Raw genomic sequence first — 26,526 nt, 5'->3', positions numbered from 1 at the left:
GGGGCCGAGCCCTCCCCGCACTGCGGGGGCTCTTCTCCCCTCTGCAGTGTCCGCAGGTAGGCGGTGGATGCCGCTACAGGGCGCCGGTGTCGTGGCCGAGGATGAGGACGGCGGCATCGTCCTCGTGCCCCACCGTGTCCGCCAGCCGCATGACGCCGCTGGCCAGAGAGTTGATGCCCAGACCGGCAGCGGTAGTGATCTCGGCGAGGCGCATCACCCGCCGCAGTCCTTCGTCGAGACTCAGCGACGGACCTTCCACCACTCCGTCGGTCAGCAGCACGACGACACCGTCCGTCGTGAGCCGGTGGCACACCACCGGGTACTCGGCGCCTTCGAGCACGCCGAGCGGAGGGCCGCACTCTCCCTCGTCGATGCCCGAGCGTCCGTCGGCGGTGGCCCAGATGTGGGGGATGTGGCCGGCCCGGGCGCATTCCAGGACGCCGGTGGCCGGATCGAGCCGGAGGAACGTGCACGTCGCGAAGAGGTCCGCACCCAAAGAGACCAGGAGATCGTTGGTGCGCGCGAGCAGTTCCCCCGGGTCACCCGCGACGGAGGCCAGCGCCCGCAGTGCCACCCGGACCTGCCCCATGAACGCGGCGGCCTTGATGTTGTGCCCCTGCACGTCGCCGATGGACAGGCCGATGCGGCCGTCGGGCAGGGTGAAGGCGTCATACCAGTCGCCCCCGACGTTGAGCCCGTGGTTGGCGGGCATGTAGCCCACGGCCAGCCGGACGCCCGCGGGCTGGGGAAGGTCGTGGGGCAGCATGCCGCGCTGCAGTGCCACGGCCAGCTCGACCCGGGAGCGCTGCATCTCCGCGAGCTCGCGGGCCCGGGCCGTCAGGGCCCCGAGCCTGGCAAGCAGCTCGTCACCGTCGTCGGCGGTCTGCGTACGGAACATCGATCGCCCCGGTTCCGCGAGAGCACCCCGCGTTCAGTTCAGCTGTCTTCCGCCTCGTGCACCACCACTGGCACAACGTCGCGGTCAAGTCTGCCCTCAGATGACGGCGGGCGCACCCTCTCGCTTCTCCCCGGACGTCTGCGCCGCTGCCGGAGCGGGCAGGCGGGATGCCGGTGCCACGGCTGCTACCGCGCACAGCAACCTCAGGGGCACACCTGTGCGACCAGGGCAGGCAACGCCTCCCCCAGGGGCAGGTCGACGCGCTCGGTGGCCCAGCGGTCGCCCCGGGTCGCGCCCTGGTTGACGATCAGGACGGGTTTGCCGGACTGCGCCGCCTGGCGCACGAACCGCAGCCCGGACATGACGGTGAGGGATGAGCCGAGCACGAGCAGGGCGGCGGCCTGGTCGACGAGGTGCCTGCACGCAGCGACCCGCTCCAAGGGCACGTTCTCGCCGAAGAAGACGACGTCCGGTTTGAGGGGCCCGTGGCCACAGGCCGAGCACGCCACCACCTTGAAGTCGCGCACCGCCTCGTCGGGCAGTTCCACGTCGCCGTCCGGGTTGACCCGCGCCGCACGGTAGCGCTCGGCGGCGGCCTCGAAGCCCGGATTGGCTTCCCGCAGCCGTTGGTCGAGTTCCGCACGGGCGCTGCCTCGCCCGCAGGCCAGGCAGATCACCCGGTTCAGGCTCCCGTGGAGTTCGATGACGTCGCGGGTTCCGGCCGCCTGTTGCAGCCCGTCGACGTTCTGTGTGATCACACCGGTGACGCGCCCGGCTTCGGCCAGGGCGGTCACGGCCCGGTGACCGGCGTTCGGACTCGCTCGCGTCATGGCCCGCCAGCCCAGCTGGCTGCGCGCCCAGTACCGCCGGCGTGCCTGCTCGGCGCCGACGAATTCCTGGTACGTCATGGGGGTGTGCCGGCGCAGGGAGCCGTGCTCTCCCCGGTAGTCCGGGATGCCTGACTCGGTGGAAAGGCCGGCTCCGCTCAGCACCGCGACCCCGCCGCCGCGCAGCGCCTCGACGACAGCCGTGAGGTCGGTAGAGGCCGGCAGCAGGCCGCCGGTGGGCTCCCAGGTCAGCGTGGGTCGCGTCCGCATACGTGCCAGCTTACGTTTCGGGCGCCCGCGTACGAGTCATTCGTCCGCGTCACGCACCAGGAGCGCGATCTGGACCCGGTTGTCCACCGCCAGCTTGGCGAACAGGGCGCTGGTGTGGGCCTTTACGGTCGCGATGCTGATGCGCAGCCGCTGTGCGATCTCCGGGTTGCCCAGACCGTCCGCGATGGCCCGGGCCGTTTCGCGTTCCCGTTCGGTCAGTGCGGACAGCTTGTCCCGTGCGGCGTCGCGGGACGATTGGCGGACGTGGGCGGACTGCGGCCCGGTGGCGGCGGCGATCACCCGTGCCGCGGCCGCTGGGGACAGCACGGCCTCGCCGTCCGCGACGGTGCGTACCGCGTCCAGGATCTGCGCAGGTCGGGTGTCCTTGAGGACGAATCCGAGTGCTCCGGCGCGCAGTGCGCCGAGCACCAGGTCATCGGAGTCGAAGGTCGTCAGCATGAGCACCCGGGGCGGCGCCGCGCGGGTGAGCAGCTCACGGGTCGCGCTGAGACCGTCCCGTACGGGCATCCGCACGTCCATCAGCACGACGTCCGGCCGCTGCTCGTCCACCACGGTGATCGCGGCATTCCCGTCGGCCGCCTCGGCTACGACGATCAGGTCCGGTTCGCCGTCGATGACCAGCCGCAGGGCCATGCGCACCAGCTCTTCGTCGTCGACGATGACCACACGCACCGGTGGGCGTTCGCTGTCCACTCATGCTCTCTTTTCGTGGGTGGGGTTCGGCCAGGGCAGTTGCGCGGTGAGGAGGTAGCCGTGGCCGGGTGTGGGGTGGTGGTCGAGTGTTCCGCCGGCGAGGCCGACGCGTTCGGTGAGGCCCAGCAGGCCGAAGCCCGATGCCGGTCGTTGCGCGGTTCTTGTGGTGGCCGGGGCATTGCGGACGCTGACGTCGAGTCGGCCGCCCGCTGACCCTGCCAGAGTGACGTGCACGGGTGCGCCCGGAGCGTGCTTGGCGGCGTTGGTCAGTCCCTCCTGGACCACCCGGTAACAGGTTCGTCCGACGACGTCGGACGGTGATTCCCGCACGGTGGTGGTGAGCGTGACGTCCAGGCCGGACGAGCGGGCGTCGGCCACGAGGTCGGGGATCCGGTCCAGGGAGGGCTGTGGTGGTTCCGGCTGGTCCGGTTCCGCCCTGAGCACGCCCAGGACGTCCCGGAGTTCTTCCAGGGCTTGGTGGGAGCCCTCGGCGATGCCGCGGACCAGCACACGGTTCTCGTCGGCGCTGAGGTCCGTGCGGTGATCGAGCACTCCGGCCTGCATGGCGACCAGGGAGATCCGGTGCGCCAGTACGTCGTGCATCTCGCGGGCGATGCGGTTGCGTTCCTGGGCGCGTGTCTGCGCCGCTCGTGCGCTCTGTTCGCGCTCCGCGCTCTCCGCGCGCTCCCGCAAGGACCGCACTTCGACGCGGCGCGCGCCGATGGCCATGCCGATGGCCACCGCGATACCGGCGGTCAGTGCCGGCATGGTCAGCTGGATCCACCACGTGCCGGGCGGGCTCTCGACCGGGTAGACGCCGACGGCGAACTGCGCCGCGGCCACGTAGGCCAGTACGACGACCCCGATCTCCACCGGCCGGCGACGGGTGGCGATGGAGGCCAGCGCGGCGAGCGCGGCGCCTGCGGCCAGTGCCGACGCGGTCGAGGCGATGGCGACCGTCATGGCGACGGCCAGCGGGAAGCGCCTTCGCCACAGCAGCGCCGTCAGGCAGCCCAGAGCCACCAGCGGGTCTCCGACGCGGAACCAGAGGCCCGTCTCGTCCCCCTGCCAGTGCAGCAGCACACCGGTATAGAGCCAGGCCGGGATGCCCACTGACGCGGCTGCCACCAGCCGCCAGGTCTGCTGCCACCACCCGAGCCGTGGCGCGACGTCCATGTTCACCCGGCCATTGTCGCCAATCGGTGCGGCCGGCAAGTCAGCCCCGGGGCTGAGGCGTCCTAGACCAAAGTCCAATGACCGCCTCGCCGGGGGTCCAAGACGCTCTCGCCCGGAGTCGAAGACGGTGCGGGCCACCGGGTTGATGTGCCTGATCCGCCGCGCGGCCAGACTCGTTCACGTGCCAGGCCGACGGGGTCGGCGACGGACGGGACAGGTGAGGGAGGGACGCGATGCGCAAGGCCGGCTTCCCGGCTCTTGAGGCGGGCGGTATGGCAATCACCGCCCTGGCCGCCCAGGCGGTGATCCGCGGTTTGCTCCGCCAGGACACCGAGTTGCTGTGGGGCATGGTCGGCTGGGTCCCCGGTGGCCGCACCAACCAGCTGGTGCTGCTGGGGTGCCTCGCGCTCGTCGCGGCGGTGTGCGGCGGCTGGGCACATACCCGCCGGGAATCGGATGCCCCACCGGGCCGTGAGGCGGGAGGATTCCGCAGCCCCTGAGCGGCCTGACCCGATCCGAAACGAGGGACCTGCTGCTCGGCACGACCGGTCCGAGGCGTTCCCGCAAGAGAAGGCCGAGCCGGCGGCACTCCGAGTCGGGCCCCGGCCCCCCCCTGCGACGTCGTGCCCCGGCACCCCCGTGCGACGTCGTGCCCCGGCACCCCCGTGCGACGTCGTGCCCCGGCACCCCCCATGAGACTTTCAGGAGGACATCAGATGCGCAGATCCCTGTCCCTCGCCCTCGTCACCACCACGATGGCAGCGGCGACCGCCGTGCCGGGAGTGTCATCGGCGACGGCCCCGGACTCCGTGCGGTGGGGCCCCTGCCCCAAGGACGTCTCCGCGCCTCGCCTTGAGTGCGCGACGCTCCAAGTCCCCCTGGACTACCAGGATCCAAACGGCCGTCAGATAGAGCTGGCGATCTCCCGTCTTGCCAGCGAGAAGCCCTCACAGCGCCGTGGCGTGCTGCTGACCGATCCGGGCGGCCCCGGCGGCGCGGGGCTGGACTATCCGGCCGTTCTCGCCGGCGCCGGGCTGCCGCGCAAGGTCCTCGACTCCTACGACGTGATCGGCTTCGACCCGCGAGGCGTCGGCCGCAGCACCCCGGTGACCTGCGATCTGACGCCCGCACAGCAGGCACGCGGCAACTTCGCGCCGTACGCCCACACCGCCGCCGACGTCGCGCGGGAGGCGGGCAACGCGCGGGCCATCGCCCGGCAGTGCGCCACCTCGCGAACGGCATGGATGCTGCCCCACACCACCACCGCGAACACCGCACGGGACATGGACCGCATCCGGGCGGCGCTGGGCGCGCCGAAGATCTCGTACCTCGGCCATTCCTACGGCACCCAACTCGGCGCGGTGTACACCACGTTGTTCCCGCGGCGCAGCGACCGGATCGTGCTCGACAGCAACCTGGGGGCCGGCGGTTACGACGTCACGGCCATGCGGCGCTTCGCCCGCGGGATGGACGACCGGTTCCCGGACTTCGCGGCGTTCGCGGCCGCGCACCCGCAGTACGGTCTTGGCACCACGCCGCGGCAGGTGACCGCGAAGTTCTTCGATCTGGCACGGCGGTTGGACGCGAAGCCGGTCCGGGGCGTCGACGGGACGGCCTTCCGCGGGTTTACGTTCGAACGCCTCTACGCAGATGGGCTCATGCCCCAGATGGCCGAGTTCTGGCAGGCCCTCGACACGGACCGGCCGCTGCCTCCCGTGCCGCCGCTGCCAGACATGGAGAACTCCATGGCCGCACGCTTCTACGTCATCTGCGGTGACACACGCTGGCCGGACACCGTCCGGGAGTACCAGCGCAATGTCGCGGTCGACCGCGTGAAGCACCCGATGCTGGGCGGGTCCACGGCCGGCATCGGACCGTGCGCGTTCTGGCCGCAGGAGCGGGTCGAAAAGCCGGTGCGCATCGGTGACCGGGGCCCGTCGAACGTGCTCATGGTGCAGAACGAACGCGACCCGGGAACTCCGCTGGCCGGGGCCAGGGAGTTGCGGCGCGCGTTCGGGAAGCGGGCCACGATGGTGACCGCCGACCAGGGCGGTCACGGCGTCTATCCCATCGGCCGCAACACGTGCGCGAACGACGCGGCGACGGCGTTCCTGACCGATGGGCAGCGCCCGGCGCGCGACCTCGCCTGCGCGGCCGAGCCCGACGAAGAGCGGAAGGGCTGAGACATGCTGGACGAGATGCGGCGCCGTCGGGCCGCGCAGCGGGCCAAGCCGGGGGACGGGCGAGCACTGAAGCGTTTCCGCTGGTGGCAGCTGACCTTCCGCGCACTGTTCTATCTCCGGCTCACCAACGACGAGGGCTTCCAGACGGTCTACGCCGTCGACGTCAGGCATGCGGGGAACAAGTCGACCGGCGTGGTCGAAGCCCACCTGTACCGCGACGGCAGGCAGCACGCCCGGTCCAGGCTCCCTGCGTTCTTCCCCGTCCCGGGCGGCAGCGTCGAAGTGAAAGGGAGCGGCTTCGGGCTCAAGCGCTGCCACTACGTCACCGCCAAGGGGACCGAGCACCAACTCACCCCGGATCGCGACTCCGCGGAGGGCCGCCGCGCGCATTTCGAGGACGCGCACCCCGCGCTGAGCCGTCTGATCGGCCTCCTCTCGTCGGTCGTGCTCGTCATCGCGCTGGCCCTCCTCCTCTGCCAATTCGCCGCAGCGGTCACGGAGGCGGAGCCCATCGCCCGGCGCGTGGGGACTTTCACCTCTCCCGTGCGTCTGCCGGTCTGGGGCAACATCGCGGTCGGGCTCGGTGCCGCGATGGCCAGCACGGAGCGGGCACTGCGGCTGCGTCACCACTGGCTGCTCGACGGCGGGGCGGGCTGACCCTCTGGCGCAGCGGTCTCGACGGCCGTTTCACGGGCCCAGGGTTTCAACGGGTCTCAGCGCGTTGGGGCGCCGGGGCGGCAGCGTCGCAGTTCCGCGGGAGGTTTCCCGGTCACGATCTCGTCCGCGACAAGCCGCCCGGCCGTCGGCGCCAAGGTCACTGCCGAGTGCATCACGGCGACGTAGACGGATCGATCTTTTGTCATGTATCCAATGACCGGACCCTGAGCAGGCATCGGCCGGATGCCGATGCGGCTGCCCAGCAGGCGGCAGCCCGCGCTTTCGCCGAAGACGTCCTGCAAGCGGCGCAGCGCGTCTCGCGCAGCCTGCTCGGGTGATGCCGTCGGCCTGTCCGCGCCCCATGGGGCCACCAGGAGGAGCTCACCGTCACGGACCTCCCTGACCTCGAAATCCCGGCCGGCCACGATGGTCTTGACCAGGCCCGCTGGTGCCGTGAGCCGCACCAGGCAGGCCGGCGACGCGGCAACGGACAGATCCGGCAGCAAGGGCTCGCACAGGTGGGGAATGCCGGTCCCGGCGGCGAGCACCACCGTCGATGCGGCGTGGAATCCGGTGGAGGACCATACGCCCTCGACGCGTTCACCCGTCATCCGCAGCGACGTCACAACCGAGTTGTGGACCACCGTTGCTCCGTGGACGCGAGCGGCGTTCACAAGCGCGCGGGTCAGTGCGATCGGGTCGACGCCTCCGTCGCCCGGAGCATGGACGGCCTGGTCGGGAGGGTTCAGCCAGTGTGGCTCCAGCGCCGCGATGTCATCTCTTCCCACCCGGAACCGGCCGGGTTCCAACGGTGCGTCGCGCGTGGCCCGGGCGTCGGTCCGGGTCAGCGAGCCTGTCCAGCGGACAGCGACGTCGGGCAGCTCGCTCTCCAGGCGCCGGTGGTCCGCGAGCACGGATCCGCGCAAGTCCCGGGCTCCGCCGGGCCAGTCCCGTCCGCAGTCACTGATCCAGGCGAAGGAGTCGCCCGTCACCCCCGTAGCCGGTGCCGGACCCTGGTCGAGCAGCGTCACGGGCACGCCCTGGCGTGCCAGGTGGTAGGCCACCGAGGAACCGACGATTCCCGCACCGACGACAACGACCCCTGGCATGGGTTCCTCTCGGGCTCGGCGACGACTTCGGGCCGGGCTCGCGCCCGTTCCAGCAGGGTCCGCTTGCCGGGGCTTGCCCGCAACGTAATTGCGCGGCGCCCGGACGCCAGGGACGCAGCCTGCCGGAGCAGTCGTCCCGCGATACGGAGAGTGCGGACGAAATTGGTACGCGCAGACGAACCCCGGCTCTCTGCTCTCGCCTAGCGTCACAGTCATGTATCCGAGGAGGAGTCGAAGGTGACCGAAGATCTGCACCAGCGCGCGGTCGTCGCCGACACGCACAATGACCTGCTCATGTCGGTGGTGGAGCGGCCGCCGCACCGGTGGGCGGAGTTCTTCCGCGAGCGGTGGCTTCCGCAGCTGCGGGAGGGCGGGGTGAACATCCAGGTCCTGCCGGTGTTCGTGGACGACCAGTTCCGGCCCGAAGGGGCGCTGCGCCGCACCCTGCGGATGATCGAGTGCGCACACGCGCTCGCCGAGGGCAACCCCGAGGACGTACGCCTGTGCCGGGACGGGGACGAGGTCGATGCCGCGCTGGCGGAGGGCCGGATCGCCCTGGTGCTCGCCCTGGAGAGCGCGCCCGGTGTCGACGCGGACGTGGAGCTGTTTCGCACGCTGCACCGTCTGGGGGTGCGCATGGTGTCGATCGCCCACTGGGGGCGTTCCGCGCTCGGCGACGGCAGCGGCCAGGACGCGACCGGTTCCAGACTGACCAGCGACGGCGTCAAGGCACTGGCCGAGCTGGAGCATCTGGGCGTCGTCTTCGACATCTCCCACCTGGGGGCGGCCGGTGTGGCGCACGTGCTGGAGCTCGCGACCCGGCCGCTGATCGCCTCGCACTCCGCGGCGCGCGCACTGTGCGACCACCATCGCAATCTGACCGATGAGCAGATCAGGGGCGTCGCGGCCACCGGCGGCGTCGTCTGCGTCAACTTCTTCCCCGCCTTTCTCGCCGCGGAACGGGAGCAGCAGACCATCGACCGGATCGTCGATCACATCGAGCACGTCATCGAACTGGTCGGCACCGAGCACGTGGGCATCGGCCCGGACTTCATTAGGGAGGTCGCCGCGGACATCACGCCGCCGTGCTGCGACGGCGGCGAGTACGGCGGGATCGCCCTGGACACCTCACTGCCGGGTCTGGAGGGACCCGCCGAGCTGCCCGCACTGACGCAGGCGCTGCTCAAGCGCGGGCTGGACGAGAGCACGATCCGCGCGGTCCTGGGCGGCAACGTCCAGCGGCTGTTTCGCGAGCAGCTGGGGAGGGCCAAGTGAGCGCCGCGATGCCGGACAGGCCGGCGATTCATCTGCCCGCGATGCTCGCGGACCTCGAAGAACTCGTGGTGTGCGAGTCCTTCTCCGCCGACCTGGACGCGGTGACGCGCAGCGCGGACGTGGTGGCCGCGCAGGGCGCCCGCCACCTGGGCGCCGAGCCCGAACGCCTGGTCATCGACGGAGTCACACACCTGCGCTGGACCTTCGGCACGCCCCGGGTGCTGCTGCTCGGTCATCACGACACGGTGTGGCCGATGGGCTCGCTGGCCACGCACCCCTGGTCGGTGACCGACGGCATCGCGCGCGGCCCGGGCATCTTCGACATGAAGGCCGGTCTGGTTCAGATGTTCCACGCCCTGGCCTCGCTGCCCTCGCTGGAGGGTGTGTGCGTCCTGGTGACCGGGGACGAGGAAGTCGGCTCGGAAACTTCGCAGGCGCTGATCGAGGAGAGCGCACGGCACTGTGCGGCCACGTTCGTGCTGGAGGCGTCGGCGGACGGCGGGGCGCTGAAGACCGCGCGCAAGGGCACCTCCGCCTATGAGCTGGTGGTGCACGGCAAGGCGGCGCACTCCGGTCTGGAGCCCGACAAGGGCATCAACGCGGCGATCGAGGCGGCCCATCTGATCCTCGCCCTGGACTCGCTCGCGGACCAGGCCAACGCCGAGGCCCGCGCGGGCTGGCACACCACCGTCGTGCCCACCGTGCTCCAGGCCGGGACGACGAACAATACGGTGCCCGCCGGCGCCACCGTCAACGTGGACGTCCGCGTCCCCTCCCTCAAGGCGCAGGAGTGGGTGGACACCGCGATGCGCGACATGAAGAGCACGCTGCCCGGCGCGCGGGTGGAGATCCGCGGCGGCCCCAACCGGCCGCCACTGGAGGAAACATCCTCCGCCGACCTGTTCGCCCGGGCCGACGTGCTCGCTCGGGAACTGGGTCTTGGCCGGCTGTCATCAGCGGCGGTCGGCGGGGCCTCCGACGGGAACTTCACCGCCGGCCTCGGCTGCCCCACCCTGGACGGTCTGGGTGCCGTCGGCGGCGGCGCACACGCCGACCACGAGCATGTGATCGTGGCCGAAATGGTCCCCCGCGCCCGGCTGTTGGCCGCCCTCGTCCAGGAGGTCGCCCGATGAACACTCCCGAGGGACGACAGATGCCGCGCGATCTCGTCGTACGGGAACTGCACGATCTGCACGAACTGGAGGGTGCCAACACCCTCTTCGAGAAGATCTGGGGCAGTGCCCCCGGCAGCTCGCCCATGGGCGTCGAACAGATGCGGGCGCTCTCCCACGCGGGCAACTACGTCGCCGGAGCCTTCGACGGCGGTCAGCTGGTCGGCGCCTCCGTCGCCTTCTTCGCCGCGCCCGCCGGCGAGGCCCTGCACTCGCACGTCACCGGTGCGCTCCCCCGCCACCAGGCGGGCCTGGCCCTCAAACTCCACCAGCGCGAGTGGGCCCTGGAGCGCGGCCTTCGCCGGATCACCTGGACCTACGATCCGCTGGTACGGCGCAACGCCCACTTCAACCTGACCAAGCTCGGCGGACGCCCGGTGGAATACCTCACCAGTTTCTACGGGCCGATGGACGACGAGATCAACGGCGGCGACGACACGGACCGGGCGCTCATCGCCTGGGAACTGAACGATCCCGCGGCCCTCGCCGCAGCGGCGTCGCGCACCCTGCCCGTGACGGTCCCCGACGACGCTGCTACCGCGCTGGCGGTACGCGACAGTTGGCCCGTCATCGGACGCAGCGACGCCGCGACATTGCTGGTCGAGGTTCCCCCCGACATCGAAGGGCTGCGCCGCACCGACCCGGCCGCGGCCAAGGCATGGCGCCTGGCGATGCGCGAGGTGCTTGGCACTCTCCTCGCCGAGGGCGCCCGCGTCACCGGCTTCCACGACCGCACGTCCTACGTCGTCACGCGCGACACCACCACGTGACCCCTGACCTCCCCAGGAGCCCCAGCACCATGAAGATCGATGGAATTGAACTGCGCCGGATCGCGATGCCCCTGCGCGCTCCCTTCCGCACCTCGTTCGGCGTCGAGACGGCCCGCGACGTCCTGCTCGTCCGCGTCGTCACGCCCGAGAGCGAGGGCTGGGGCGAGTGCGTGGCCATGTCCGAACCGCGCTACTGCTCCGAATACGTCGAAGGGGCGGCCGACGTGCTGCGCCGCTTCCTGATCCCGGCGCTGCCGGCCGCGGCGGACGCCCATGCCGTCAAGCGCGCCCTGAAGCCCTTCAAGGGCCACAAGATGGCCAAGGCGGCGCTGGAGACGGCCGTACTCGATGCCCAGTTGCGTGCCGCGGGCCAGTCCTTCGGAGGCTTCCTCGGGGCCGAGCGCGAGCGCGTGCCCTGCGGGGTGTCGGTGGGCATCATGGACTCCGTCCCCCAACTCCTCGATGCCGTGGGCGGGTTCATCGACGAGGGCTACGTCCGCATCAAGCTGAAGATCGAACCGGGCTGGGACATCGAGCCGGTCCGCGCGGTGCGCGAGCGCTTCGGCGACGACCTGCTCCTGCAGGTGGACGCCAACGCCGCCTACACCCTGGCCGACGCACGCCAGCTGGCCAAGCTGGACGCTTTCGACCTGCTGCTCATCGAGCAGCCGCTGGCCGACGACGATCTGGTCCAGCATGCCGCGCTGGCCAAGCAGTTGCGCACGCCGGTGTGCCTGGACGAGTCCATCGAGTCCGCCGAGGACGCCGCCGCGGCCATCACGCTGGGCGCCGCTTCGATCATCAACGTCAAGCCGGGCCGGGTGGGCGGCTACCTGGAGGCCAAGGCCATCCACGACGTGTGCGTGGCGCACGGTGTGCCCGTGTGGTGCGGCGGCATGCTGGAGACCGGCCTCGGCCGCGCCGCCAACGTCGCACTGGCCGCCCTGCCCGGCTTCACCCTGCCCGGCGACACCTCCGGCTCCAGCCGCTACTTCGCCACGGACGTCACCGCGCCCTTCGAACTCGCCGACGGTCACCTCGATGTGCCCACCGGCCCGGGGCTGGGCGTCGAGCCGGTGGAGGCGATCCTGGAGCAGGTGACCACGGCCAAGGAGTGGATTCAGCTGTCGTAGCGCTTCACCGGACGGCGGTGAGCCGCGTCAGGCGCTGGCCCTCACTCCCCTCTACTCACCGGGGCGCTGGGGTTCATCAGCCGCAGTTGCAGCGTGAGGGCGAAGCGCACCGAGGGATCCTGCAGGTCGACTTGTGCGACCTCGGCGGCCCGGCGGATGCGGTAGCGGAAGGTGTTGGGGTGGACGAACACGCTCGCCGAGGCACCGATGATGTCGCCGAAGGCGTCCAGCCACGCGCGCAGTGTCTCGACCAGGTGTGAGCGATGCCTGGTGTCGTACTCCACGAGACGGGCCACCGGGCTGAGCAGTTCATCGCCCTGCACCGCGGCCAGGTCGCGCAGGTCCAGCAGCAGGGCGTCGATGTATACGTCGCCGATCGAGGCCACCCTTCTGCTGCTCAGGTCGCTCATCAGCACCCGCAGGGCCCGGTCGGCCCCGGTGCGTGAGCGGCCAAGGGCCGAGGGGTCGCTCGCCACCGACCCGACGCCGATCACCGCCTGCGCCCGTTTGCCGGCGCGCTCCAGGAAGTTGGCCGCGATCTGCACCGCCCGCTCCCGGCCGGCCTCCGGGTCCGCGGGCACCGGGACGACGGCGTAGGCCACATCGCCCAGCAACGCCAGCGCAGAGCGTGGCTGCACCGCGTTGAGGTGGATGCCAAGAGCGCTGGTCAGCCGCTGGCGTTCCGCGGCGAGCTGAGCATGATCACCCTTCTCCCCGGTAATGCCCATGGCCATCACCACCGTGGGCTCGTTCACCAGGCCAAGGCGGTCCAGGGCGTCCACAGCGCCCGTGCCGCCCTCCAGCACCGTGCTCACCAGATCGGCCCGCAGCCGGTTCTGCGCGTCGGCGCCCGCCCGGTGGCGCAGCAGGTGCAGCGCGACGAGCTTGGCCGCGTCCTGGAACGCCTGCTCACGGTCGGCGGTCAGCGGCTCCTCCACCGCCGCCCACACCGACCCCAGAAACTCGTCACCGGCGCGCACCGCGACGGCGACCCGGGGGATGGCCGTCTCCCCCTCCTCGATCGTGGCCGGCGCGATGTGCACGGGCCGGTCACTGCGGTACAGCTCGCTGAAGACCCCGCGGCTCTCCAGGATCCGCAGATACGCCTCCGGCACCTGGCGGGCCAGGATCGTGGCCACGCGCGACTGGTCCGCCTCGTCCTGCCGGCCCGAGAAGGCCAGGATCCGCTGGCGGCGGTCCTCGATCGTGATCGGCGCGTCCAGCAGCGTCGCGACGGCATTGGCCAGCGCGAACAGATCACCGGAGGGAACACCGCCCAGGGACTCCGCCCCCGACTCGCCGATATCCCCTTCGGTGAGCAGCGTCCGCAGGAGCTCAGTGAGCTGGGACCACGACGCGCCCTGCGTCAGGCTGATCAGGGCCACTCCCGAGTCCGCGCACGCCGCTGCCGGCGCCTCGGCAGGCTCGACGGGACCGCGCACCACCAGGGCCGCCGCACCGTGCTCGCCCAGCTCGCGCAGGAGCCGGACGATCTCCTCGGTGCCGTAGACGCCGACGCCGAGCACGATGGCGCGCTGCGGATAGGCGACCTCGTCCCCCGGGTCGTGGATGACCACCCCGCCCACCTCGTCGACCGGCTCCGGGCTCCCGTGCACCAGGTCGAGCAGGGCAGGACTGAAGTCATCGAGCACCCGGACAAGACTGGTGCGGAGATTCATCGCCACGTCACTGATCACTACCTCAGATTAAAAAGACCACCATCACTCGGGTTCGTATGCCGGAACAAGTTCGGGTCCGAGAATCGTGTGGGCGTACCAGCGTGCGGCCTCTGAAGAACACACGTGGCGCGCTGCAGCCTGCCGCTCGCCGTCGACCAGACGTGCTGGCGGCCGATGACGGCTCAGCTCGACTTCTCGGCGAGTTCGGCGAGGAACCGCGGCATTCTGCCGGCACCGAAGTCGTAGAACCGTGCCCACTGCGGCTCGAGTGCGATGCGCGCCATCTGGTCGTACATGGCCCGGCAGTTCCGCTCGAACTCGGCCGCGTACTCGGTGTCGAAGTTCTTCCGCGCCGCCGCGAGGTACTCCGGAACCACCCCGTCGACGATGGTGAGGTGCACGAGGCCGCGGACCGACAGTGTCCTGGCCGAGCCGGGGCTGTCGCCGGTGTCGATGGTCAGGGCGACCTCGGGGCGGGCGGTCAGCGCTTTTACCTTGGGCGCCGTGGCCGCGGTGGACATGACGATCTCCTGGCCGGTCCAGAAGATCCCGATCGGGATGACGCGTGGCAGCCCGTCGGGCCCGTTGTATGCCAGCCGCGCCATTGACGCCTGGCTCAACAGCTCGTGGGCGTCGGCCAGCTCCTGTGCGATCTGTTCGGGGTCCATGACTCGTCGTCCTCCTCTGGCGCGCGGCCCCTCGTGGCCGCTGTACCCCTGGGACGGAGACGCCGTCACGTTCTCGACACCCGCGGCCGGATCGTTCTCCACTCAGCCACAGTGATCGATCCGCGCCACGGGGAGTCAGAGTTACAGCGCCGCGGTGCTGATGGCGGTGCGGGTGCCGGGGCCGTAGACGCCGAGCGGTTCGTCGATGGCCTGTGCCTGCTGCATGCGGGCGACCGCGGCGGCGACGTCGTGGCTGTAGTAGCCGTCCACGGGGCCTGTGTAGAGGCGCAGTTGGCCCAGCTGCTCCTGCAACTGCCGTACAGAGGTGCCCGTGCTGCCCGGGCGCAGCACGACGCTCGATGCGTTGTCGGCTGCCTGGTGTGAGTGGGCAGGCGGGGCGTCGTGCCCGGTGCTCCCCGGGGAGCTGGGGTGCGGTGCGGGCTTGCTGGGCGGAGTGGGCGTGGAGGGCGCCTTGTCGGGTGCGGGCGGAGATTCGTGACGGGGAGCGTCCGGTTGCTGCGCGGGCGGGGCCGCATGCGGACTGGTGGGGGCCGGGCGTCCGTACGACTGCGCCAGGAGCCCCGCGGTGAGGACGAGCAGGGCCGCGGACGCGTAGCCGTATGAGAGCGGCGGGAAGCTCCGTCTGGCCCTGATCGCGCCGTGGCGCGCCCGAGGTCGAGGCTGTCGGCGTATGGCGGCGGCTGCGCGGTGGCGCCCCTTTCCCTCGCTGCCAGGGGCGGGCGGCACGCTCGCGGGCGCCGTGTGCGTCGGCCCGAACGCCGTACGGCGACGTCGGTCTGAGGTACGCGGTGACGTGCGCGTCAGGTAGGAGGAGAGCGCGGGGTACATGGACGGGTCTGGGGCGGCTGCTTGGGAACTCACATGATCGAACGTAGGCGTCCGTGCGGCGCTTATCCCCCGTTGCCGGCCCGGAACCGTGATCCTTAAGGCTGCGTTGATGGTCGACTCAGGGCGGGATAAGCACCAGCGTCTCGCACGCCTGCATATGGTCGGTTCGGGGCCCGCCGCTGCGGCCCGCAGGCGGGACACACGCCCACGGGGTGGAGGGTCAGTGCGCTGGAGGGTCAGTGTGCGCATCAGACAGTGCGTGCGTCAGGCAGCGTCCGCAGCAGACCGTGTCCGCGTCAGGCAGCGCGCAGAGGATCGATCACCGCGCCGGGATTGAGGATCCCGGCCGGGTCGAGGACCTTCTTGCCGGCCTGCAGGGCGGCGGCGAACAGATCGGGACGCTGCTGGTCGTACCAGGGCCGGTGGTCGCGGCCCACCGCGTGGTGGTGGGTGATGGTGGCGCCCGCCGTGATGAGCGCCCCGGACACGGCCTGCTTGATCTCGTCCCACTGCTCCACGGTGCTGCCCCACCGGCCTGCGGCATAGATGCCGAAGTAGGGGGCGGGCCCGTCCGGGTAGACGTGGGTGAACCGACACGTCACCACGCCCTCCGCGCCCACCTGGCGCATGGCGTCCCGGGCGGCGTCGTTCACGGTCGCGCGCAGCGCGTCGAACCGGTCCCAGGTGCAGGCCGTCTCGAAGGTTTCCACGATCATGCCCTGGGCGGCCAGCGCGTCGCGCTGGTAGGGCATCCGCACGAACGCGGAGCGCCAGGTGTCGGCGGCCGCGGTACGCGCGGCACGGCCGGTGCTTTCGGTGTAGCGCGGCGGCTCGTCCAGGGTCCCGCCGTGGTCGCGGCACAACTCCAGCGCGCGCAGCATCCAGGCGTCGACGGGGTGGTCCGCGGATTCGAAGCCCAGGACCAGGACGGCGGTCGCGGAGCCCGCGTTGATCAGGGCCTCCATGGGGTCGAGCAGACGGCAGTTGGCCGGATCGAGGCCCGACTGGGACAGCGCGCGCACCGCTCGGACCCCCGCGTCGTACCGGGCGAAGCCGACCGAGGCGCCCGCCCGCCACCGCGGCCGCTCCTGCAGGCGCACCCAGGCCTGCGTGATCACACCGAGCGACCCTTCGGAGCCGAGGAACATGCGGTCGGGTGAGGGGCCCGCGCCCGAGCCGGGCAGGCGGCGCGACTCGACCGCGCCGGATGGGGTGATGACCCGCAGGGATTCGGTCAGGTCGTCGATGTGGGTGAGGTGCGTGGCGAAGTGCCCGCCGGCCCGGGTGGCCAGCCAGCCGCCGAGGCTGGAGAACTCGAAGGACTGGGGGAAGAACCGCAGGGTGTATCCCCGGGGCCGCAGTTGCTCCTCCAGGTGCGGCCCCAGGACACCGGCCTGGACGAGGGCGGCCCGGCTGGTGGCGTCGACCTCGAGCACCTGGTCCATCGACGTGAGGTCGAGGCTGACCACGCCGGTGTACCGATCCCCCACCCGGGGTTCGACACCGCCCACCACCGAGGAGCCGCCGCCGAAGGGTATGACCGCGATGTTCGCGTCGTGGCACCAGTCGAGTACGTGGACGACCTGGCTTTCCGAGGTCGGTCGTACGACGAGGTCGGGTACGTGGGGCAGCTTGCCGATGAGCGCACGGACGACATCGCGGAAGGCCTGCCCGTGACTGTGCGCCAGGCGGTCGCGCACGTCTGCGGAGACGATCGCAGTCAGCGCGTCGGGCGCCTTGATCCTGCTCGCCCCCACGCCGAACGCCTCGATCGGAGGGGCCTCGTGGACGGTCAGATCCGCGTTGGGCAGCAGTTCGGCGGTGCGACGGGTGAGCTCCTCGCGCTCGGATCCGGAGACCGCGTCCTCGACATTTCCCCAGCCCCACCACGAACGCGTCTTGCCCTTCATAGGCCCGCACCACCGATCTGAACGCAGGGTAAGTTACCTGGCGGTTACCTTGGCATAGGGTCAGAACATGGGCAAGCACGAGGCGGGTACGCGCGGAGTCGGCACCAAGGGAATGCCGCGCCGGGAACGAGAGCAGCTGATCCTGGACGCGGCGGCCGACGAGTTCGGCAGGAAGGGCTACGCCCGCGGGTCGACCGCGCAGGTGGCGGCGCGGGCCGGCATCACCAAGCCCTTGATCTATGAGTACTTCGGGTCCAAGGACGGCCTCTACCTGGCCTGCCTGGAGCGCGCCGGCACCCGCCTGGTGGCCGCCGTGCGGGACGCCCGGGAAGGCCCCTCGGACATCACGCGCGCCGCGCGCACCCTCGCCGCCGTCTTCCACGCGCTCGAGTCGCGTCTGCACGACTGGGAACTGGTCTACGACGCAACGCTGCCACCGGAGGGCGGGCTCCATGCCGCGGCCACCGTCTACCGGCGCGAGCTGAATCGTCTGGGTGCGGTCGGCGTATCCGAGTTCCTCCGGTCCGCCCCGGCCGACGACCCGCTCGACGCCGACCTCGCCACGCATCTCTGGTACGGGACGGTGAGCGCCGCGGTCACCTGGTGGCGTCACCACCCCGAGCAGAGCGCCGCGCAGATGACGTCCCGCTTCGGGCGGATCGTCGCCATGCTCGCCCCGTAAGCCTGAGCCGGCGAGGGCCGGGTCTCCGACCGCAGCAACCGCCAACACTCACGCTAAAGCTGAGGTTGAGGGATGGGCGTCAAGTCACTCGATATGACCATGACTCCCTGTCTGCTGCGCCCTCGCGTCTGCCGGTACTGTCCCGCACTCATCGGGGAGGCCGGCGCAGGGAGCAGGGCGCCTTGAGGCCGTTCAGGAGGGTGAGCAGGACGGCCAACCGGTGGGCGCGCAGCAGCTCCGCCGCCTTCGACTCCCCTTGGGGCACGTCCGACTGGCTCAGCGCCTTGCGAGTGGCGTGTGCGGCGAGCAGCCCGAGGAGCAACCGCGTCAGGGCGCGGCTCGCGGCCGCGCAGCCCAGGAGCCACAGGGCCACGCCGGTACTGGAAGTGAGCATCGTCAACCGTCCTTCTACGAAGTACGAGGTGCGAGGTGCGAGAGAGGGGCGCTGCCCGGTGTACCGCCCGGGGCTTGCGCTTCGATGCCCCGCAGGAGCGTGGAGTTGCCTGGCGTGCCTCGCTCCCGGTCACCTCCACGCACCCGGGGGGTTGTTGGCCGTCACAACGGCCGAGAGCATGCGCGCATGCAGAACAGGGACGACAGCGATGGCCAGGACGACCAGCACGAGCCGCGCACGCACCGCAGGAAGCGGGACCTGCCCTTCCCCTACAACCAGGACCTGTCAGGGATCCTGCCGCGCCTCAACCGCCGTACCGCCTGGGGCCGCGCCCGGCTGGCGAACCACCGGGTGACGGCCTCGCTCCTGGCCGCCGGGATGCGGCTGCTCGAGCAGCACTTCGGGCCGTGCACCGAGCGGCCGGTCACGAGCAAGAGCCTGCTGCTCGGCCCGTTGTCGCAGCGCTGCGTGGGCGAGGCGTTCGGCCACAACCCCGAGCCCTTCGCCCGACACGGCGATGGCGCGGGATTGCTGCGGGACCGCTGGACGCCGTACTCGAACTTCATCGTGGATCTCATCAACTTCGCGGTGTGGAAGGAGAACTACCGCCCGGAGTTCCGCACCCAGCGCGACGCGAACACCAGGCGCCTCGTGCACGGGCGCGACGGCCGCGACTTCGTGCGCGCCGTCCATGACATCGCCCACCGGCACACCACGGACGGCATGGACCTGCCCTCCGTACGGCTCGGCCTGGCCCTGATGACGGTGGCCGACGCCGACGAGGAGATCGCACGGATCACTTCCGGCATCTACGCGGCCTACCTGGGCTCCTGGAAGGAGCTGTACGCCGCTGTCCTGCGTGAGCGCGGCCTGCGGCTGCGCCCCGGGCTCACACTCGACGACCTGGCCGACGCGCTGTCCGCGGCCAACGACGGCGTGACGCTGCGGGCCCTCGGCGATCCGGCCTCCGGTGTCGTGGACGACGCCCGCCGGCGCTCGCTGACCGGCACCATCTCCCTCGCCGTGATCCACGCCTTCCTCGAACCGGAGGACCGAGCGAGCGGCCTGTCCCTGGAGCAGGCCGTCGCGGCGCGCTTCGGCGGGCGGGGCTAGGCAGTACGGGAGTGCGGGAGTACGCGGCGGGCGGCGGCGTGCCGGTGCCCATCCGGCCGCCGCGCATGGTGGGCACATGCACATGGCCGGGGCAACGGGCCGTCGCCGAAGCTGAACGTCCACGAGCGACGCACCCCCGCAATCGCTGAGCGGCGACGTGCGGACCGCTTCTCCTCCATCACGGCCTGCTGCGCGCGTCTGCGCCCGCGGGAAGGACTCCCATGCCCACTGCCTCCGAAGCGCTCCACTCGATCGCGACCCGCAGGGCGATACGCCGGCTGCTGCCGCTGCTCGGCCTGGCGTACTTCATGTCGTATGTGGACCGCACGAATGTCGCGCTGGCCAAGACGCAGCTGGAGGCCGACATCGGCGTCAGCGCCGCCGCGTACGGGCTCGGCGCGGGCGTCTTCTTCGTCAGTTACGCGCTTCTGGAGGTCCCCAGCAACCTGGTGCTCTACCGGGTGGGTGCCCGGGCCTGGATCGCGCGCATCGCGGTCACCTGGGGGCTGGTGTCGGCCGCCATGATGTTCGTCCAGGGGGAAACCTCCTTCTACGCGCTGCGCTTCGCCCTCGGCGCCGCCGAAGCCGGCCTGTACCCGGCGCTGATGTACACGGTCACCCTCTGGTTTTCGCAGCAGCACCGCGTCACCGTCGTCGGCCTCATCTACACCGCGCCGGCGGCCGCGACCATCCTGGGCGCCCCGGCCGGCGGGGGACTGATGACCCTCGACGGCGTCGCCGGGCTCCAGGGGTGGCAGTGGATGTTCCTGGTCGAGGGACTGGTGACCGTCGCCGTCGGCGTCGTGGTCTGGATCGCCCTGCCCAGCCGCCCGCAGGACGCGCGCTGGCTCTCGCCGCAGGAGGCCGCTGCCCTCTCGGAGCGCGCCGCCGGCAGTGAGCCCTCGCCCCACCGGCTGCGCGGCAACCTCAAACTGGCCTTCGGGCGCCCGGTGGTGCTGCTGCTGGCCGGCACGTACTTCGTCAACCAGCTCGTCACCTCGGCCATCGGTTTCAACCTGCCGTCCATCGTGGAGGGTCTCGGCGTCGAGGGCTCCCTGTCGATCGGCCTGGTCACCGGCAGCATGGGCGTGGCCATCCTCGCCGGAGTCCTGTTCTTCCCCTGGCTGCACGGCCGCATCGGCAACGACACCGGACTGATCGTGCTCTGCGCCGTCGCCGGGACCGCCGCCATGGGCCTCTACCTGCCCACCGACTCCGTGGGGGTCCGCTACGCGCTGCTCTTCGCCGCCAACTTCTTCCTGACCGGCACACTGCCCCTGTTCTGGTCGGTGGCGATGTCGCGGATGTCGGGCCTGATGGCCGCCGTGGGCCTGGCGTTCATCAACACCGTCGGGCTGCTCGGCGGCTTCTTCGGCCCGATGGTCTTCGGCCTGATCGAGGGCCGCACCGGCAGCGAACGCACCCCGTTCGTCTTCGTCGTGATCGCGGGCCTGGCGGGCATCGCCCTGGCCTCCCTCCTCAAGCGGACCGTCGGCCGCGAGGACGGGGCCCTGCCGGGCCGGGTCCCGGCGATCGCCGACTGACCCGGCGCCGACCGCCCGTACACGTACGCCCCTCGGTGCACCGCTCCCCCGCCTTCCGGGGCCGGCGCGCCGAGGGGCTCTTGCTGTGCGGCTGCCCACCGCCTGATCGGGCGGCTTGGGCAATCGCACGATTTCAGCCACCGCGACACGTGCCTATCCTTCGGCCATGAACGCCGCCGTGAACACTGCCGTGAACACCGTCATGAACGAGGAGCTGGCGCTGCGCCGCGAGCTGGCCGTGACGCTGGTCGACGACATCGACCGGCTCGTCGACCGGCTGGCGGCCGACATCTGCGCCCACAGCACGACCTACGCCAGCGGGCGCCCGGTTTCGCGCGAGGACCTGCGCCTTGTCCTGCGCGGCAACATGGAGCTGGCTCTGCACGAGTTCGGCGGGATGGCATCCGATCACCGCTTCGAGGCGGTCGCGGCCGAGAACGGGCGGCTGCGCGCCGAGCAGGGCATGCCCCTGGACACGGTCCTGCGTGCCTACCGGCGCGGCGGGCGCGTCCTGTGGCAGGCGATGGCCGACTGGATGCGCGATCGCTCACCCGCACAGCAGCGCCTGGTGGGCGACATGGCCGGCGCGGTGTGGGAGACCATCGACCGGTTCTCCTCCGCGATGGCCGACGCCTACCGGCTGCGCACCCTTGAGCTCCTGCACCGCGAGACGTCCAAGCGCGGCGCCCTCTTCGAGTCCCTCCTCGACGGCCGGGGCGGCGACCCCGCGGTGGCTGCCGCGGCGGCCACCGCCCTGGGAGTGCCCCGGCACGGCCGGTATGTGGTCGTCGTCATCGCCCAGGACGCCCTCGATCCGGCCTCCCCGCCCGACCCCGGCCCCGCACTGGAATCCCTGGGCATGTGGTCCTTCTGGCGGCCCCGCGCGGAGTCGGTCGCGGGCCTGGTCCGGGTCAGGACGGCCGATTCCGCCCAGCTCGCCGACGTGCTGCGCGACCAAGGCGTGTGCCGGGCCGGGATATCGCCGCTGTTCGAGGAGTTGCCCGCCGCCGCCCAGGGTTTGCGGCTCGCCCGGCGCGCCCTCGACACCCTGGCGCCCGGCAGCGGCGAGGTCGCCTCCCTGGACGAGCGCCTGGTGCACGCCGCTCTCGGCGCCGAGCCGGAGATCGCCGACCGCCTGACCATGCGCTACCTCGACGGGGTGCTGCACAGCGGCGCCGAGTGCCCCGTGCTCCTGGAGACGCTGGGCGTGTGGCTCGACTCGGGCTGCTCCGCCTCCGGCGCCGCCGCGCGGCTGTTCTGCCATCGCAATACGATCCTCAACCGCATCAGCCGCGTCGCCGAACTGACCGGCTGGCCCGCCGACTCCGGCGAGGCCCGGCTCGGCTGGGCGCTGGCCCTGCGGGCCCTGGAGCTGGAGCACTGACCACGGGCTCCGCCCGGCGAGACGCCTCCGGGCCGCCCGGCGGGGTGCGGTGCCGCTGCCCACCGCAGGCACGGTGATGTTGGGCCCTTGCACATGGTCCCGCGAGGGCGGGGTGCCGGAAGCTGAGGCCGTCGGACACCCCCGTTCGTACGCGCAAGGGAGCAACCGTGCAGTTGAGCGTCGCCAGCATCCTCAAGGAATCCGCCGTCCGCCATCCCGACCGGATCGCGGTCGTCGACGGCGACGTGCGCCTCTCCTACCGCACGCTGTGGCTGGACGTCCTGCGCTTCGCGGCCCGGCTGCGCGATCAGGGCGTCGGGCCGGGGGTCCGGGTCGCCGTGCTGCTGCCCAACACCGCCGACTTCCCGCGCGCCTACTACGCGATCCTCGCCGCCGGCGGCACGGTCGTGCCCGTGCACGCCCTGCTCGTCGCCGACGAAGTGGCCTACGTGCTGCGGCACAGCGACTGCCGCGCGATCGTCAGCGCCGGACCCCTCGAAGCCGTGGCGAAGGAAGCGGCGGCCGAGGCCGGCATCGACGTGCTGCGGGTGAGCGCCGGCGGAGAGCCCCTGCACGGCGTCGAGCCGCGCGATGCGCAGGACACCGCCGTGATCCTCTACACCAGCGGCACCACCGGCCGGCCCAAGGGCGCCCTGCTCACCCACGGCAACCTGGTGATGAACGCCGGCGTCTGCGCCCAGGACCTGTTCGCCCTCACCCCCGACGACGTGGTCCTGGGCTGTCTGCCCCTCTTTCACAGCTTCGGCCAGTCCTGCGCCATGAACGCGGCCCTGCGCGCCGGCTCCGCCCTGGTCCTGTGCGCCCGCTTCACCGGCCCCGGCGCACTGGAGCTGATGGCGGCCGAAGGCGTGAGCGTCTTCATGGGCGTGCCCACCATGTACCACGCCCTGACCGAGACGGCGGAGCACGGCGGGGAGCGTCCCGGCGGCCTGCGCATGGCCGTCTCGGGCGGCGCGGCCCTGCCCACCGCGCTGCTCGAACGCTTCGAGGCCGCCTTCGGCACCGTCGTCCTGGAGGGCTACGGACTCACCGAGACCTCACCGGCCGCCCTGTTCAACCAGCTGGCCACCGGACACAGGCCCGGCACCGTCGGCCACCCCATCTGGGGCGTGGAGGCGGCCGTCGCCGACGCGGAGACCGAGGACCGGATCGTGTTCCTCGCGCCCGGCGAGGTAGGCGAGGTCGTACTGCGCGGCCACAACATCTTCGCCGGGTACCTCGACGATCCCGCGGCGACCGCGGCCGCCGTCGTCGACGGCTGGTTTCGTACCGGCGACCTCGGCGTGCACGACGCCGAGGGCTATCTGAGCATCGTCGACCGCAAGAAGGACCTCATCATCCGCGGCGGCTTCAACGTCTATCCGCGCGAGGTCGAGGAGACCCTGGCGCGCCACCCCTCCATCGCCCAGGTCAGCGTTCTGGGCCTGCCCGACGAGGCCAGGGGCGAGGAGATCTGCGCGGCCGTCGTCCTGCGCCCCGGCGCCGCCGACGCGCCCGAGGACATCGTGGCCTGGGCGCGCGAGCATCTCGGCAGGCACAAGTACCCACGGGTCGTACGCCTGCTGGGCGAGCTGCCGCTCGGGCCGAGCGGCAAGATCCTCAAGCGTGAGCTGAAGGAGGCCTGCGCATGAGCGTCGTCGACACCGAGTGCGGCCCCGTGCGCGGCACCCTCGAGGACGGCATCGCCGTCTTCCGCAACATCCCCTACGCCGCGGCCCCCGTGGGCCCCCTGCGATTCGCTCCCCCGGCGCCCGCACCGCGCCGGAAAGACCTCCTGGAGGCCACCGCCTTCGGCCCCACCGCCCCCAAGAACCCCTACGCGCCGCCCTTGGACGCGCTCCTGCCCGACCCGGACATCCCCGGCGACGCCTGCCTCAACCTCAACGTCTGGACGGCCGCGCCCGGCGACGGCGCCCGCCCGGTCATGGTGTGGATCCACGGCGGCGCCCTGCGCAACGGCTCGTCCTCCGTGTCCAGTTACGACGGCCGGGCCTTCGCCCGCGACGGCGTCGTGCTGGTCTCGCTCAACTACCGCCTGGGCATCGAAGGGTTCGGCGTCTTTCCCGACGCCCCGGCCAACCTCGGCCTGCGCGATCAGATCGCCGCGCTGGCCTGGGTGCGCGACAACATCCGCGCCTTCGGCGGCGACCCGGACAACGTCACCGTCTTCGGCGAGTCCGCAGGCGCCATCAGCATCGCGGCCCTGCTCGCCAGCCCGCACGCCAGGGGCCTCTTCCGGCGGGCCGTCCTGCAGAGCGGAGCCCCCACGGCCGTCGACCGCGCCGAAGCGGCCCGCACCACGACCGCCATCGCCGAACACCTCGATATCCCGCCCACCGCCGCGGACTTCGCCCGCGTGGACCGCGCCCGGCTGCTCGACGCCCAACGGGCGGCCACCGCGGGCGGCACCCCGCTGACCGGCGGACGCGGCTTCCACCTCGTCGTCGACGGCGACGTCCTGCCCGAGGACCCCGCCACCGCGCTCACCCGGGGCGCCGCCGACGGCATCGACGTCCTGCTGGGCAGCAACACCGACGAGTACCGGCTGTGGTTCGTGCCCAGCGGCTACGTCGACCGCATCAGCGAGGCCACGCTGTCGGCCGCCGTCCACGAGGGCCAGGCTCCCGGCAGGGCTCCGGCCGTCTACCGCGCCGCGAGGCCCGACGCGTCACCCGGCGAGATCTTCGGCGCCATCGTCACCGACAAGATGCTGCGCGTCCCCCTCAACCGCCTTGCCGACGCCCGCGCGGACCGCCCCGGCCGGACCTTCGTCTACGAGTTCGCCTGGCCATCCCCGCAGCACGGCCTCGGCGCCTGCCACGCCCTGGAGATCAGCTTCGTCTTCGACACCCTGGACGCACCCGACAGCCTGCTCCTGGCGGGCGAGACGGCGCCGCGCCACCTGGCCGAGGCAATGCACCGCGCGTGGATCGCCTTCGCGAGCGGCGAGGACCCCGGCTGGCCCGAGTGGAGCGCCGAGCGCCCCGTCATGACCTACGGCACCGACGGCGCCCGGGTCGTGCTCGCGCCCCGGGAGCACGAACGCCGCCTGTGGTCGTAGGGACGCGGAGACGGCCGCCCCGTACCACTCCCCCGCACGACTCCCCTGTGCCACTCACTCGCCCATCGGCATGCTCACCCACCCGCACAGCCACGACAAGGACACCGCCATGAAAACGCCCTCGCGCGCCCTGCTGGTCACCACCTTGCTCTGCGGAACCGCCCTCACCGCACCGACCGCCACCGCGACGGCCGCCGCGGGAGAAGAGGACCGCCTCCAGTACGTGGCACTCGGCGACTCCTTCGCCGCCGCCCCGCTGGTGCGCCCCGTCGACCCTGCCGACCCCAAGTGCCTGCGCTCGCTGGCCGATTACCCGCATGTCGCCGCCGACGCGCTCGGCGCCGACCTGACCGACGTGACCTGTTCCGGCGCCACCGCCGACGACTTCACCACGTCACAGCACGCCGGCACCGCACCCCAGTACGACGCGCTCTCGGCCGAGACCGACCTCGTCAGCATCACGATCGGCGCCAATGACAGCGCCCTGTCCGCGCTCACGGTCAGCTGTCTCAACGCCCTGCCGCAGCCGCTCGGCAAGAGCTGCGCGACGGCCAACACCCGGGGCGGCACGGACCGGTACGGCAAGGCCATCGATGCCTGGGCCCCGAAGTTCGACACCGCCCTCGACACCGTCCGCCAACGCGCCCCGCATGCAAAGGTGTTCGTCGTCGGCTACGGCAAGTACTTCCGCGACGGGGGCTGCTTCCCCCGCCAGCCCTACTGGGGCCAGGACGCCGACTACATCCAGGCGAAGATCGACCAGGTAGGCGGGGTGCTGCGGTCAGCCGCCGCACGGCACGGAGCCACGTTCGTCGACGCCAAGGAACTCGGCACCGGCCACGACTCCTGCGCCCCCGCGGCCGACCGCTACATCGAAGGCACCGTCTCCACCCGCGACGCGGCCCCCCTGCACCCCAACGCCGCGGGCTCCCGCGCCTACGGCCAGGCGCTGGCTGACGCCGTAGAGGCGGACACATCATCGCGATAAATACCACGTACGACGGTGCGTGAAGGACGTTTTCGCCGGAACCTACCCC

The 26,526-nt window shown here is 71.6% G+C and carries 24 protein-coding genes; 14 read left to right on the top strand and 10 right to left on the bottom strand.

Features of this window, described 5'->3' with window-relative positions; translation table 11 throughout:
• Window positions 1-73 precede the first annotated feature (73 nt).
• From ACWFR3_RS13425 to ACWFR3_RS13410, 4 genes are all read right to left on the bottom strand, one after another.
• Window positions 74-898 (bottom strand): PP2C family protein-serine/threonine phosphatase, encoded by an 825-nt coding sequence (locus ACWFR3_RS13425; protein WP_453734687.1) that lies wholly within the window; start codon window positions 896-898, stop codon window positions 74-76.
• Between the two features lie 203 nt (window positions 899-1,101).
• Complete coding sequence (locus ACWFR3_RS13420; protein ID WP_453734686.1) at window positions 1,102-1,995, bottom strand: NAD-dependent protein deacetylase; 894 nt, start codon at window positions 1,993-1,995, stop codon at window positions 1,102-1,104.
• A gap of 36 nt (window positions 1,996-2,031) precedes the next feature.
• Window positions 2,032-2,709 (bottom strand): response regulator transcription factor, encoded by a 678-nt coding sequence (locus tag ACWFR3_RS13415; protein WP_453734685.1) that lies wholly within the window; start codon window positions 2,707-2,709, stop codon window positions 2,032-2,034.
• Window positions 2,710-3,891: a sensor histidine kinase gene (locus ACWFR3_RS13410; RefSeq protein WP_453734684.1), complete on the bottom strand. Its 1,182-nt coding sequence runs from the start codon at window positions 3,889-3,891 to the stop codon at window positions 2,710-2,712.
• A gap of 227 nt (window positions 3,892-4,118) precedes the next feature.
• On the opposite strand from ACWFR3_RS13410, the gene ACWFR3_RS13405 reads away from it, so the two are divergent.
• The 3 genes from ACWFR3_RS13405 to ACWFR3_RS13395 all read left to right on the top strand — a co-directional run bounded on the left by ACWFR3_RS13405 (window position 4,119) and on the right by ACWFR3_RS13395 (window position 6,725).
• Window positions 4,119-4,385 carry a hypothetical protein gene (locus ACWFR3_RS13405; RefSeq protein WP_453734683.1) on the top strand — a complete coding sequence of 89 codons (267 nt, stop codon included), beginning with the start codon at window positions 4,119-4,121 and terminating at the stop codon, window positions 4,383-4,385.
• Window positions 4,386-4,601: 216 nt separating this feature from the next.
• The gene (locus ACWFR3_RS13400; protein ID WP_453734682.1) at window positions 4,602-6,068 is read left to right on the top strand and encodes an alpha/beta hydrolase; all 1,467 of its coding nucleotides are present in this window, start codon (window positions 4,602-4,604) and stop codon (window positions 6,066-6,068) included.
• A 3-nt stretch (window positions 6,069-6,071) separates the two neighbouring features.
• On the top strand, window positions 6,072-6,725 hold the full coding sequence (locus tag ACWFR3_RS13395) for a hypothetical protein (RefSeq protein ID WP_453734681.1): 654 nt from the start codon (window positions 6,072-6,074) through the stop codon (window positions 6,723-6,725).
• Window positions 6,726-6,781: 56 nt separating this feature from the next.
• Here ACWFR3_RS13395 and ACWFR3_RS13390 read toward each other — a convergent pair whose 3' ends face one another.
• The gene (locus ACWFR3_RS13390) at window positions 6,782-7,834 is read right to left on the bottom strand and encodes an NAD(P)/FAD-dependent oxidoreductase (protein ID WP_453734680.1); all 1,053 of its coding nucleotides are present in this window, start codon (window positions 7,832-7,834) and stop codon (window positions 6,782-6,784) included.
• A gap of 237 nt (window positions 7,835-8,071) precedes the next feature.
• On the opposite strand from ACWFR3_RS13390, the gene ACWFR3_RS13385 reads away from it, so the two are divergent.
• The 4 genes from ACWFR3_RS13385 to menC are packed head-to-tail and all read left to right on the top strand — an operon-like array spanning window position 8,072 to window position 12,184.
• The gene (locus ACWFR3_RS13385) at window positions 8,072-9,109 is read left to right on the top strand and encodes a dipeptidase (RefSeq protein ID WP_453734679.1); all 1,038 of its coding nucleotides are present in this window, start codon (window positions 8,072-8,074) and stop codon (window positions 9,107-9,109) included.
• Window positions 9,110-9,150: 41 nt separating this feature from the next.
• Complete coding sequence (locus tag ACWFR3_RS13380) at window positions 9,151-10,242, top strand: M20 family metallopeptidase (protein ID WP_453734761.1); 1,092 nt, start codon at window positions 9,151-9,153, stop codon at window positions 10,240-10,242.
• Complete coding sequence (locus ACWFR3_RS13375) at window positions 10,239-11,051, top strand: GNAT family N-acetyltransferase (protein WP_453734678.1); 813 nt, start codon at window positions 10,239-10,241, stop codon at window positions 11,049-11,051. The genes ACWFR3_RS13380 and ACWFR3_RS13375 overlap by 4 nt, the downstream gene beginning before the upstream one ends.
• Before the next feature lie 29 nt (window positions 11,052-11,080).
• Window positions 11,081-12,184, top strand: a complete 1,104-nt coding sequence (gene menC / locus ACWFR3_RS13370) for an o-succinylbenzoate synthase (protein WP_453734677.1) — start codon at window positions 11,081-11,083, stop codon at window positions 12,182-12,184.
• 41 nt (window positions 12,185-12,225) lie between these two features.
• Here menC and ACWFR3_RS13365 read toward each other — a convergent pair whose 3' ends face one another.
• From ACWFR3_RS13365 to ACWFR3_RS13350, 4 genes are all read right to left on the bottom strand, one after another.
• Complete coding sequence (locus ACWFR3_RS13365; protein ID WP_453734676.1) at window positions 12,226-13,881, bottom strand: PucR family transcriptional regulator; 1,656 nt, start codon at window positions 13,879-13,881, stop codon at window positions 12,226-12,228.
• A gap of 164 nt (window positions 13,882-14,045) precedes the next feature.
• On the bottom strand, window positions 14,046-14,531 hold the full coding sequence (locus ACWFR3_RS13360) for a pyridoxamine 5'-phosphate oxidase family protein (protein ID WP_453734675.1): 486 nt from the start codon (window positions 14,529-14,531) through the stop codon (window positions 14,046-14,048).
• Window positions 14,532-14,672: 141 nt separating this feature from the next.
• On the bottom strand, window positions 14,673-15,413 hold the full coding sequence (locus ACWFR3_RS13355; RefSeq protein WP_453734674.1) for a peptidoglycan-binding protein: 741 nt from the start codon (window positions 15,411-15,413) through the stop codon (window positions 14,673-14,675).
• A gap of 263 nt (window positions 15,414-15,676) precedes the next feature.
• A complete protein-coding gene (locus ACWFR3_RS13350) occupies window positions 15,677-17,290 on the bottom strand; it encodes an FAD-binding oxidoreductase (protein ID WP_453734673.1) in 1,614 nt (537 codons plus the stop codon).
• A 67-nt stretch (window positions 17,291-17,357) separates the two neighbouring features.
• Here ACWFR3_RS13350 and ACWFR3_RS13345 point away from each other — a divergent pair, with 67 nt between their 5' ends.
• The gene (locus ACWFR3_RS13345; protein ID WP_453734672.1) at window positions 17,358-17,972 is read left to right on the top strand and encodes a TetR/AcrR family transcriptional regulator; all 615 of its coding nucleotides are present in this window, start codon (window positions 17,358-17,360) and stop codon (window positions 17,970-17,972) included.
• Between the two features lie 148 nt (window positions 17,973-18,120).
• Here ACWFR3_RS13345 and ACWFR3_RS13340 read toward each other — a convergent pair whose 3' ends face one another.
• Window positions 18,121-18,366, bottom strand: a complete 246-nt coding sequence (locus ACWFR3_RS13340) for a hypothetical protein (protein ID WP_453734671.1) — start codon at window positions 18,364-18,366, stop codon at window positions 18,121-18,123.
• 186 nt (window positions 18,367-18,552) lie between these two features.
• On the opposite strand from ACWFR3_RS13340, the gene ACWFR3_RS13335 reads away from it, so the two are divergent.
• The 6 genes from ACWFR3_RS13335 (at window position 18,553) to ACWFR3_RS13310 (ending at window position 26,477) form a co-directional block, all read left to right on the top strand.
• Entirely contained in the window at window positions 18,553-19,479 is a 927-nt protein-coding gene (locus ACWFR3_RS13335) for a hypothetical protein (protein WP_453734670.1), read from the top strand.
• A 221-nt stretch (window positions 19,480-19,700) separates the two neighbouring features.
• Window positions 19,701-21,023: an MFS transporter gene (locus ACWFR3_RS13330; protein ID WP_453734669.1), complete on the top strand. Its 1,323-nt coding sequence runs from the start codon at window positions 19,701-19,703 to the stop codon at window positions 21,021-21,023.
• Between the two features lie 166 nt (window positions 21,024-21,189).
• Entirely contained in the window at window positions 21,190-22,407 is a 1,218-nt protein-coding gene (locus tag ACWFR3_RS13325; protein ID WP_453734668.1) for a PucR family transcriptional regulator, read from the top strand.
• A 167-nt stretch (window positions 22,408-22,574) separates the two neighbouring features.
• Window positions 22,575-24,059 carry a long-chain-fatty-acid--CoA ligase gene (locus ACWFR3_RS13320; RefSeq protein ID WP_453734667.1) on the top strand — a complete coding sequence of 495 codons (1,485 nt, stop codon included), beginning with the start codon at window positions 22,575-22,577 and terminating at the stop codon, window positions 24,057-24,059.
• Window positions 24,056-25,489: a carboxylesterase/lipase family protein gene (locus ACWFR3_RS13315; RefSeq protein WP_453734666.1), complete on the top strand. Its 1,434-nt coding sequence runs from the start codon at window positions 24,056-24,058 to the stop codon at window positions 25,487-25,489. Before ACWFR3_RS13320 ends, ACWFR3_RS13315 begins: the two co-directional genes overlap by 4 nt.
• Before the next feature lie 109 nt (window positions 25,490-25,598).
• Window positions 25,599-26,477: an SGNH/GDSL hydrolase family protein gene (locus ACWFR3_RS13310; RefSeq protein ID WP_453734665.1), complete on the top strand. Its 879-nt coding sequence runs from the start codon at window positions 25,599-25,601 to the stop codon at window positions 26,475-26,477.
• Window positions 26,478-26,526: the final 49 nt, after the last annotated feature.

The sequence above is a fragment of the Streptomyces sp. NPDC055189 genome (assembly GCF_053606765.1).
The sequence above is the reverse complement of the archived record's forward strand: the minus strand, read 5'-3'. Positions and strand labels throughout refer to the sequence as shown.

What these genes read in the sequence shown, in the direction of transcription:
- ACWFR3_RS13340 (WP_453734671.1), bottom strand. Translation starts at nt 18,366, where the DNA reads ATGCTCACTTCCAGTACCGGCGTGGCCCTGTGGCTCCTGGGCTGCGCG.
- ACWFR3_RS13335 (WP_453734670.1), top strand. Translation starts at nt 18,553, where the DNA reads ATGCAGAACAGGGACGACAGCGATGGCCAGGACGACCAGCACGAGCCG.
- ACWFR3_RS13400 (WP_453734682.1), top strand. Translation starts at nt 4,602, where the DNA reads ATGCGCAGATCCCTGTCCCTCGCCCTCGTCACCACCACGATGGCAGCG.
- ACWFR3_RS13425 (WP_453734687.1), bottom strand. Translation starts at nt 898, where the DNA reads ATGTTCCGTACGCAGACCGCCGACGACGGTGACGAGCTGCTTGCCAGG.
- ACWFR3_RS13360 (WP_453734675.1), bottom strand. Translation starts at nt 14,531, where the DNA reads ATGGACCCCGAACAGATCGCACAGGAGCTGGCCGACGCCCACGAGCTG.
- ACWFR3_RS13380 (WP_453734761.1), top strand. Translation starts at nt 9,151, where the DNA reads ATGCTCGCGGACCTCGAAGAACTCGTGGTGTGCGAGTCCTTCTCCGCC.
- ACWFR3_RS13350 (WP_453734673.1), bottom strand. Translation starts at nt 17,290, where the DNA reads ATGAAGGGCAAGACGCGTTCGTGGTGGGGCTGGGGAAATGTCGAGGAC.
- ACWFR3_RS13310 (WP_453734665.1), top strand. Translation starts at nt 25,599, where the DNA reads ATGAAAACGCCCTCGCGCGCCCTGCTGGTCACCACCTTGCTCTGCGGA.
- ACWFR3_RS13390 (WP_453734680.1), bottom strand. Translation starts at nt 7,834, where the DNA reads ATGCCAGGGGTCGTTGTCGTCGGTGCGGGAATCGTCGGTTCCTCGGTG.
- menC (WP_453734677.1), top strand. Translation starts at nt 11,081, where the DNA reads ATGAAGATCGATGGAATTGAACTGCGCCGGATCGCGATGCCCCTGCGC.
- ACWFR3_RS13420 (WP_453734686.1), bottom strand. Translation starts at nt 1,995, where the DNA reads ATGCGGACGCGACCCACGCTGACCTGGGAGCCCACCGGCGGCCTGCTG.
- ACWFR3_RS13405 (WP_453734683.1), top strand. Translation starts at nt 4,119, where the DNA reads ATGCGCAAGGCCGGCTTCCCGGCTCTTGAGGCGGGCGGTATGGCAATC.
- ACWFR3_RS13375 (WP_453734678.1), top strand. Translation starts at nt 10,239, where the DNA reads ATGAACACTCCCGAGGGACGACAGATGCCGCGCGATCTCGTCGTACGG.
- ACWFR3_RS13315 (WP_453734666.1), top strand. Translation starts at nt 24,056, where the DNA reads ATGAGCGTCGTCGACACCGAGTGCGGCCCCGTGCGCGGCACCCTCGAG.
- ACWFR3_RS13330 (WP_453734669.1), top strand. Translation starts at nt 19,701, where the DNA reads ATGCCCACTGCCTCCGAAGCGCTCCACTCGATCGCGACCCGCAGGGCG.
- ACWFR3_RS13395 (WP_453734681.1), top strand. Translation starts at nt 6,072, where the DNA reads ATGCTGGACGAGATGCGGCGCCGTCGGGCCGCGCAGCGGGCCAAGCCG.
- ACWFR3_RS13345 (WP_453734672.1), top strand. Translation starts at nt 17,358, where the DNA reads ATGGGCAAGCACGAGGCGGGTACGCGCGGAGTCGGCACCAAGGGAATG.
- ACWFR3_RS13325 (WP_453734668.1), top strand. Translation starts at nt 21,190, where the DNA reads ATGAACGCCGCCGTGAACACTGCCGTGAACACCGTCATGAACGAGGAG.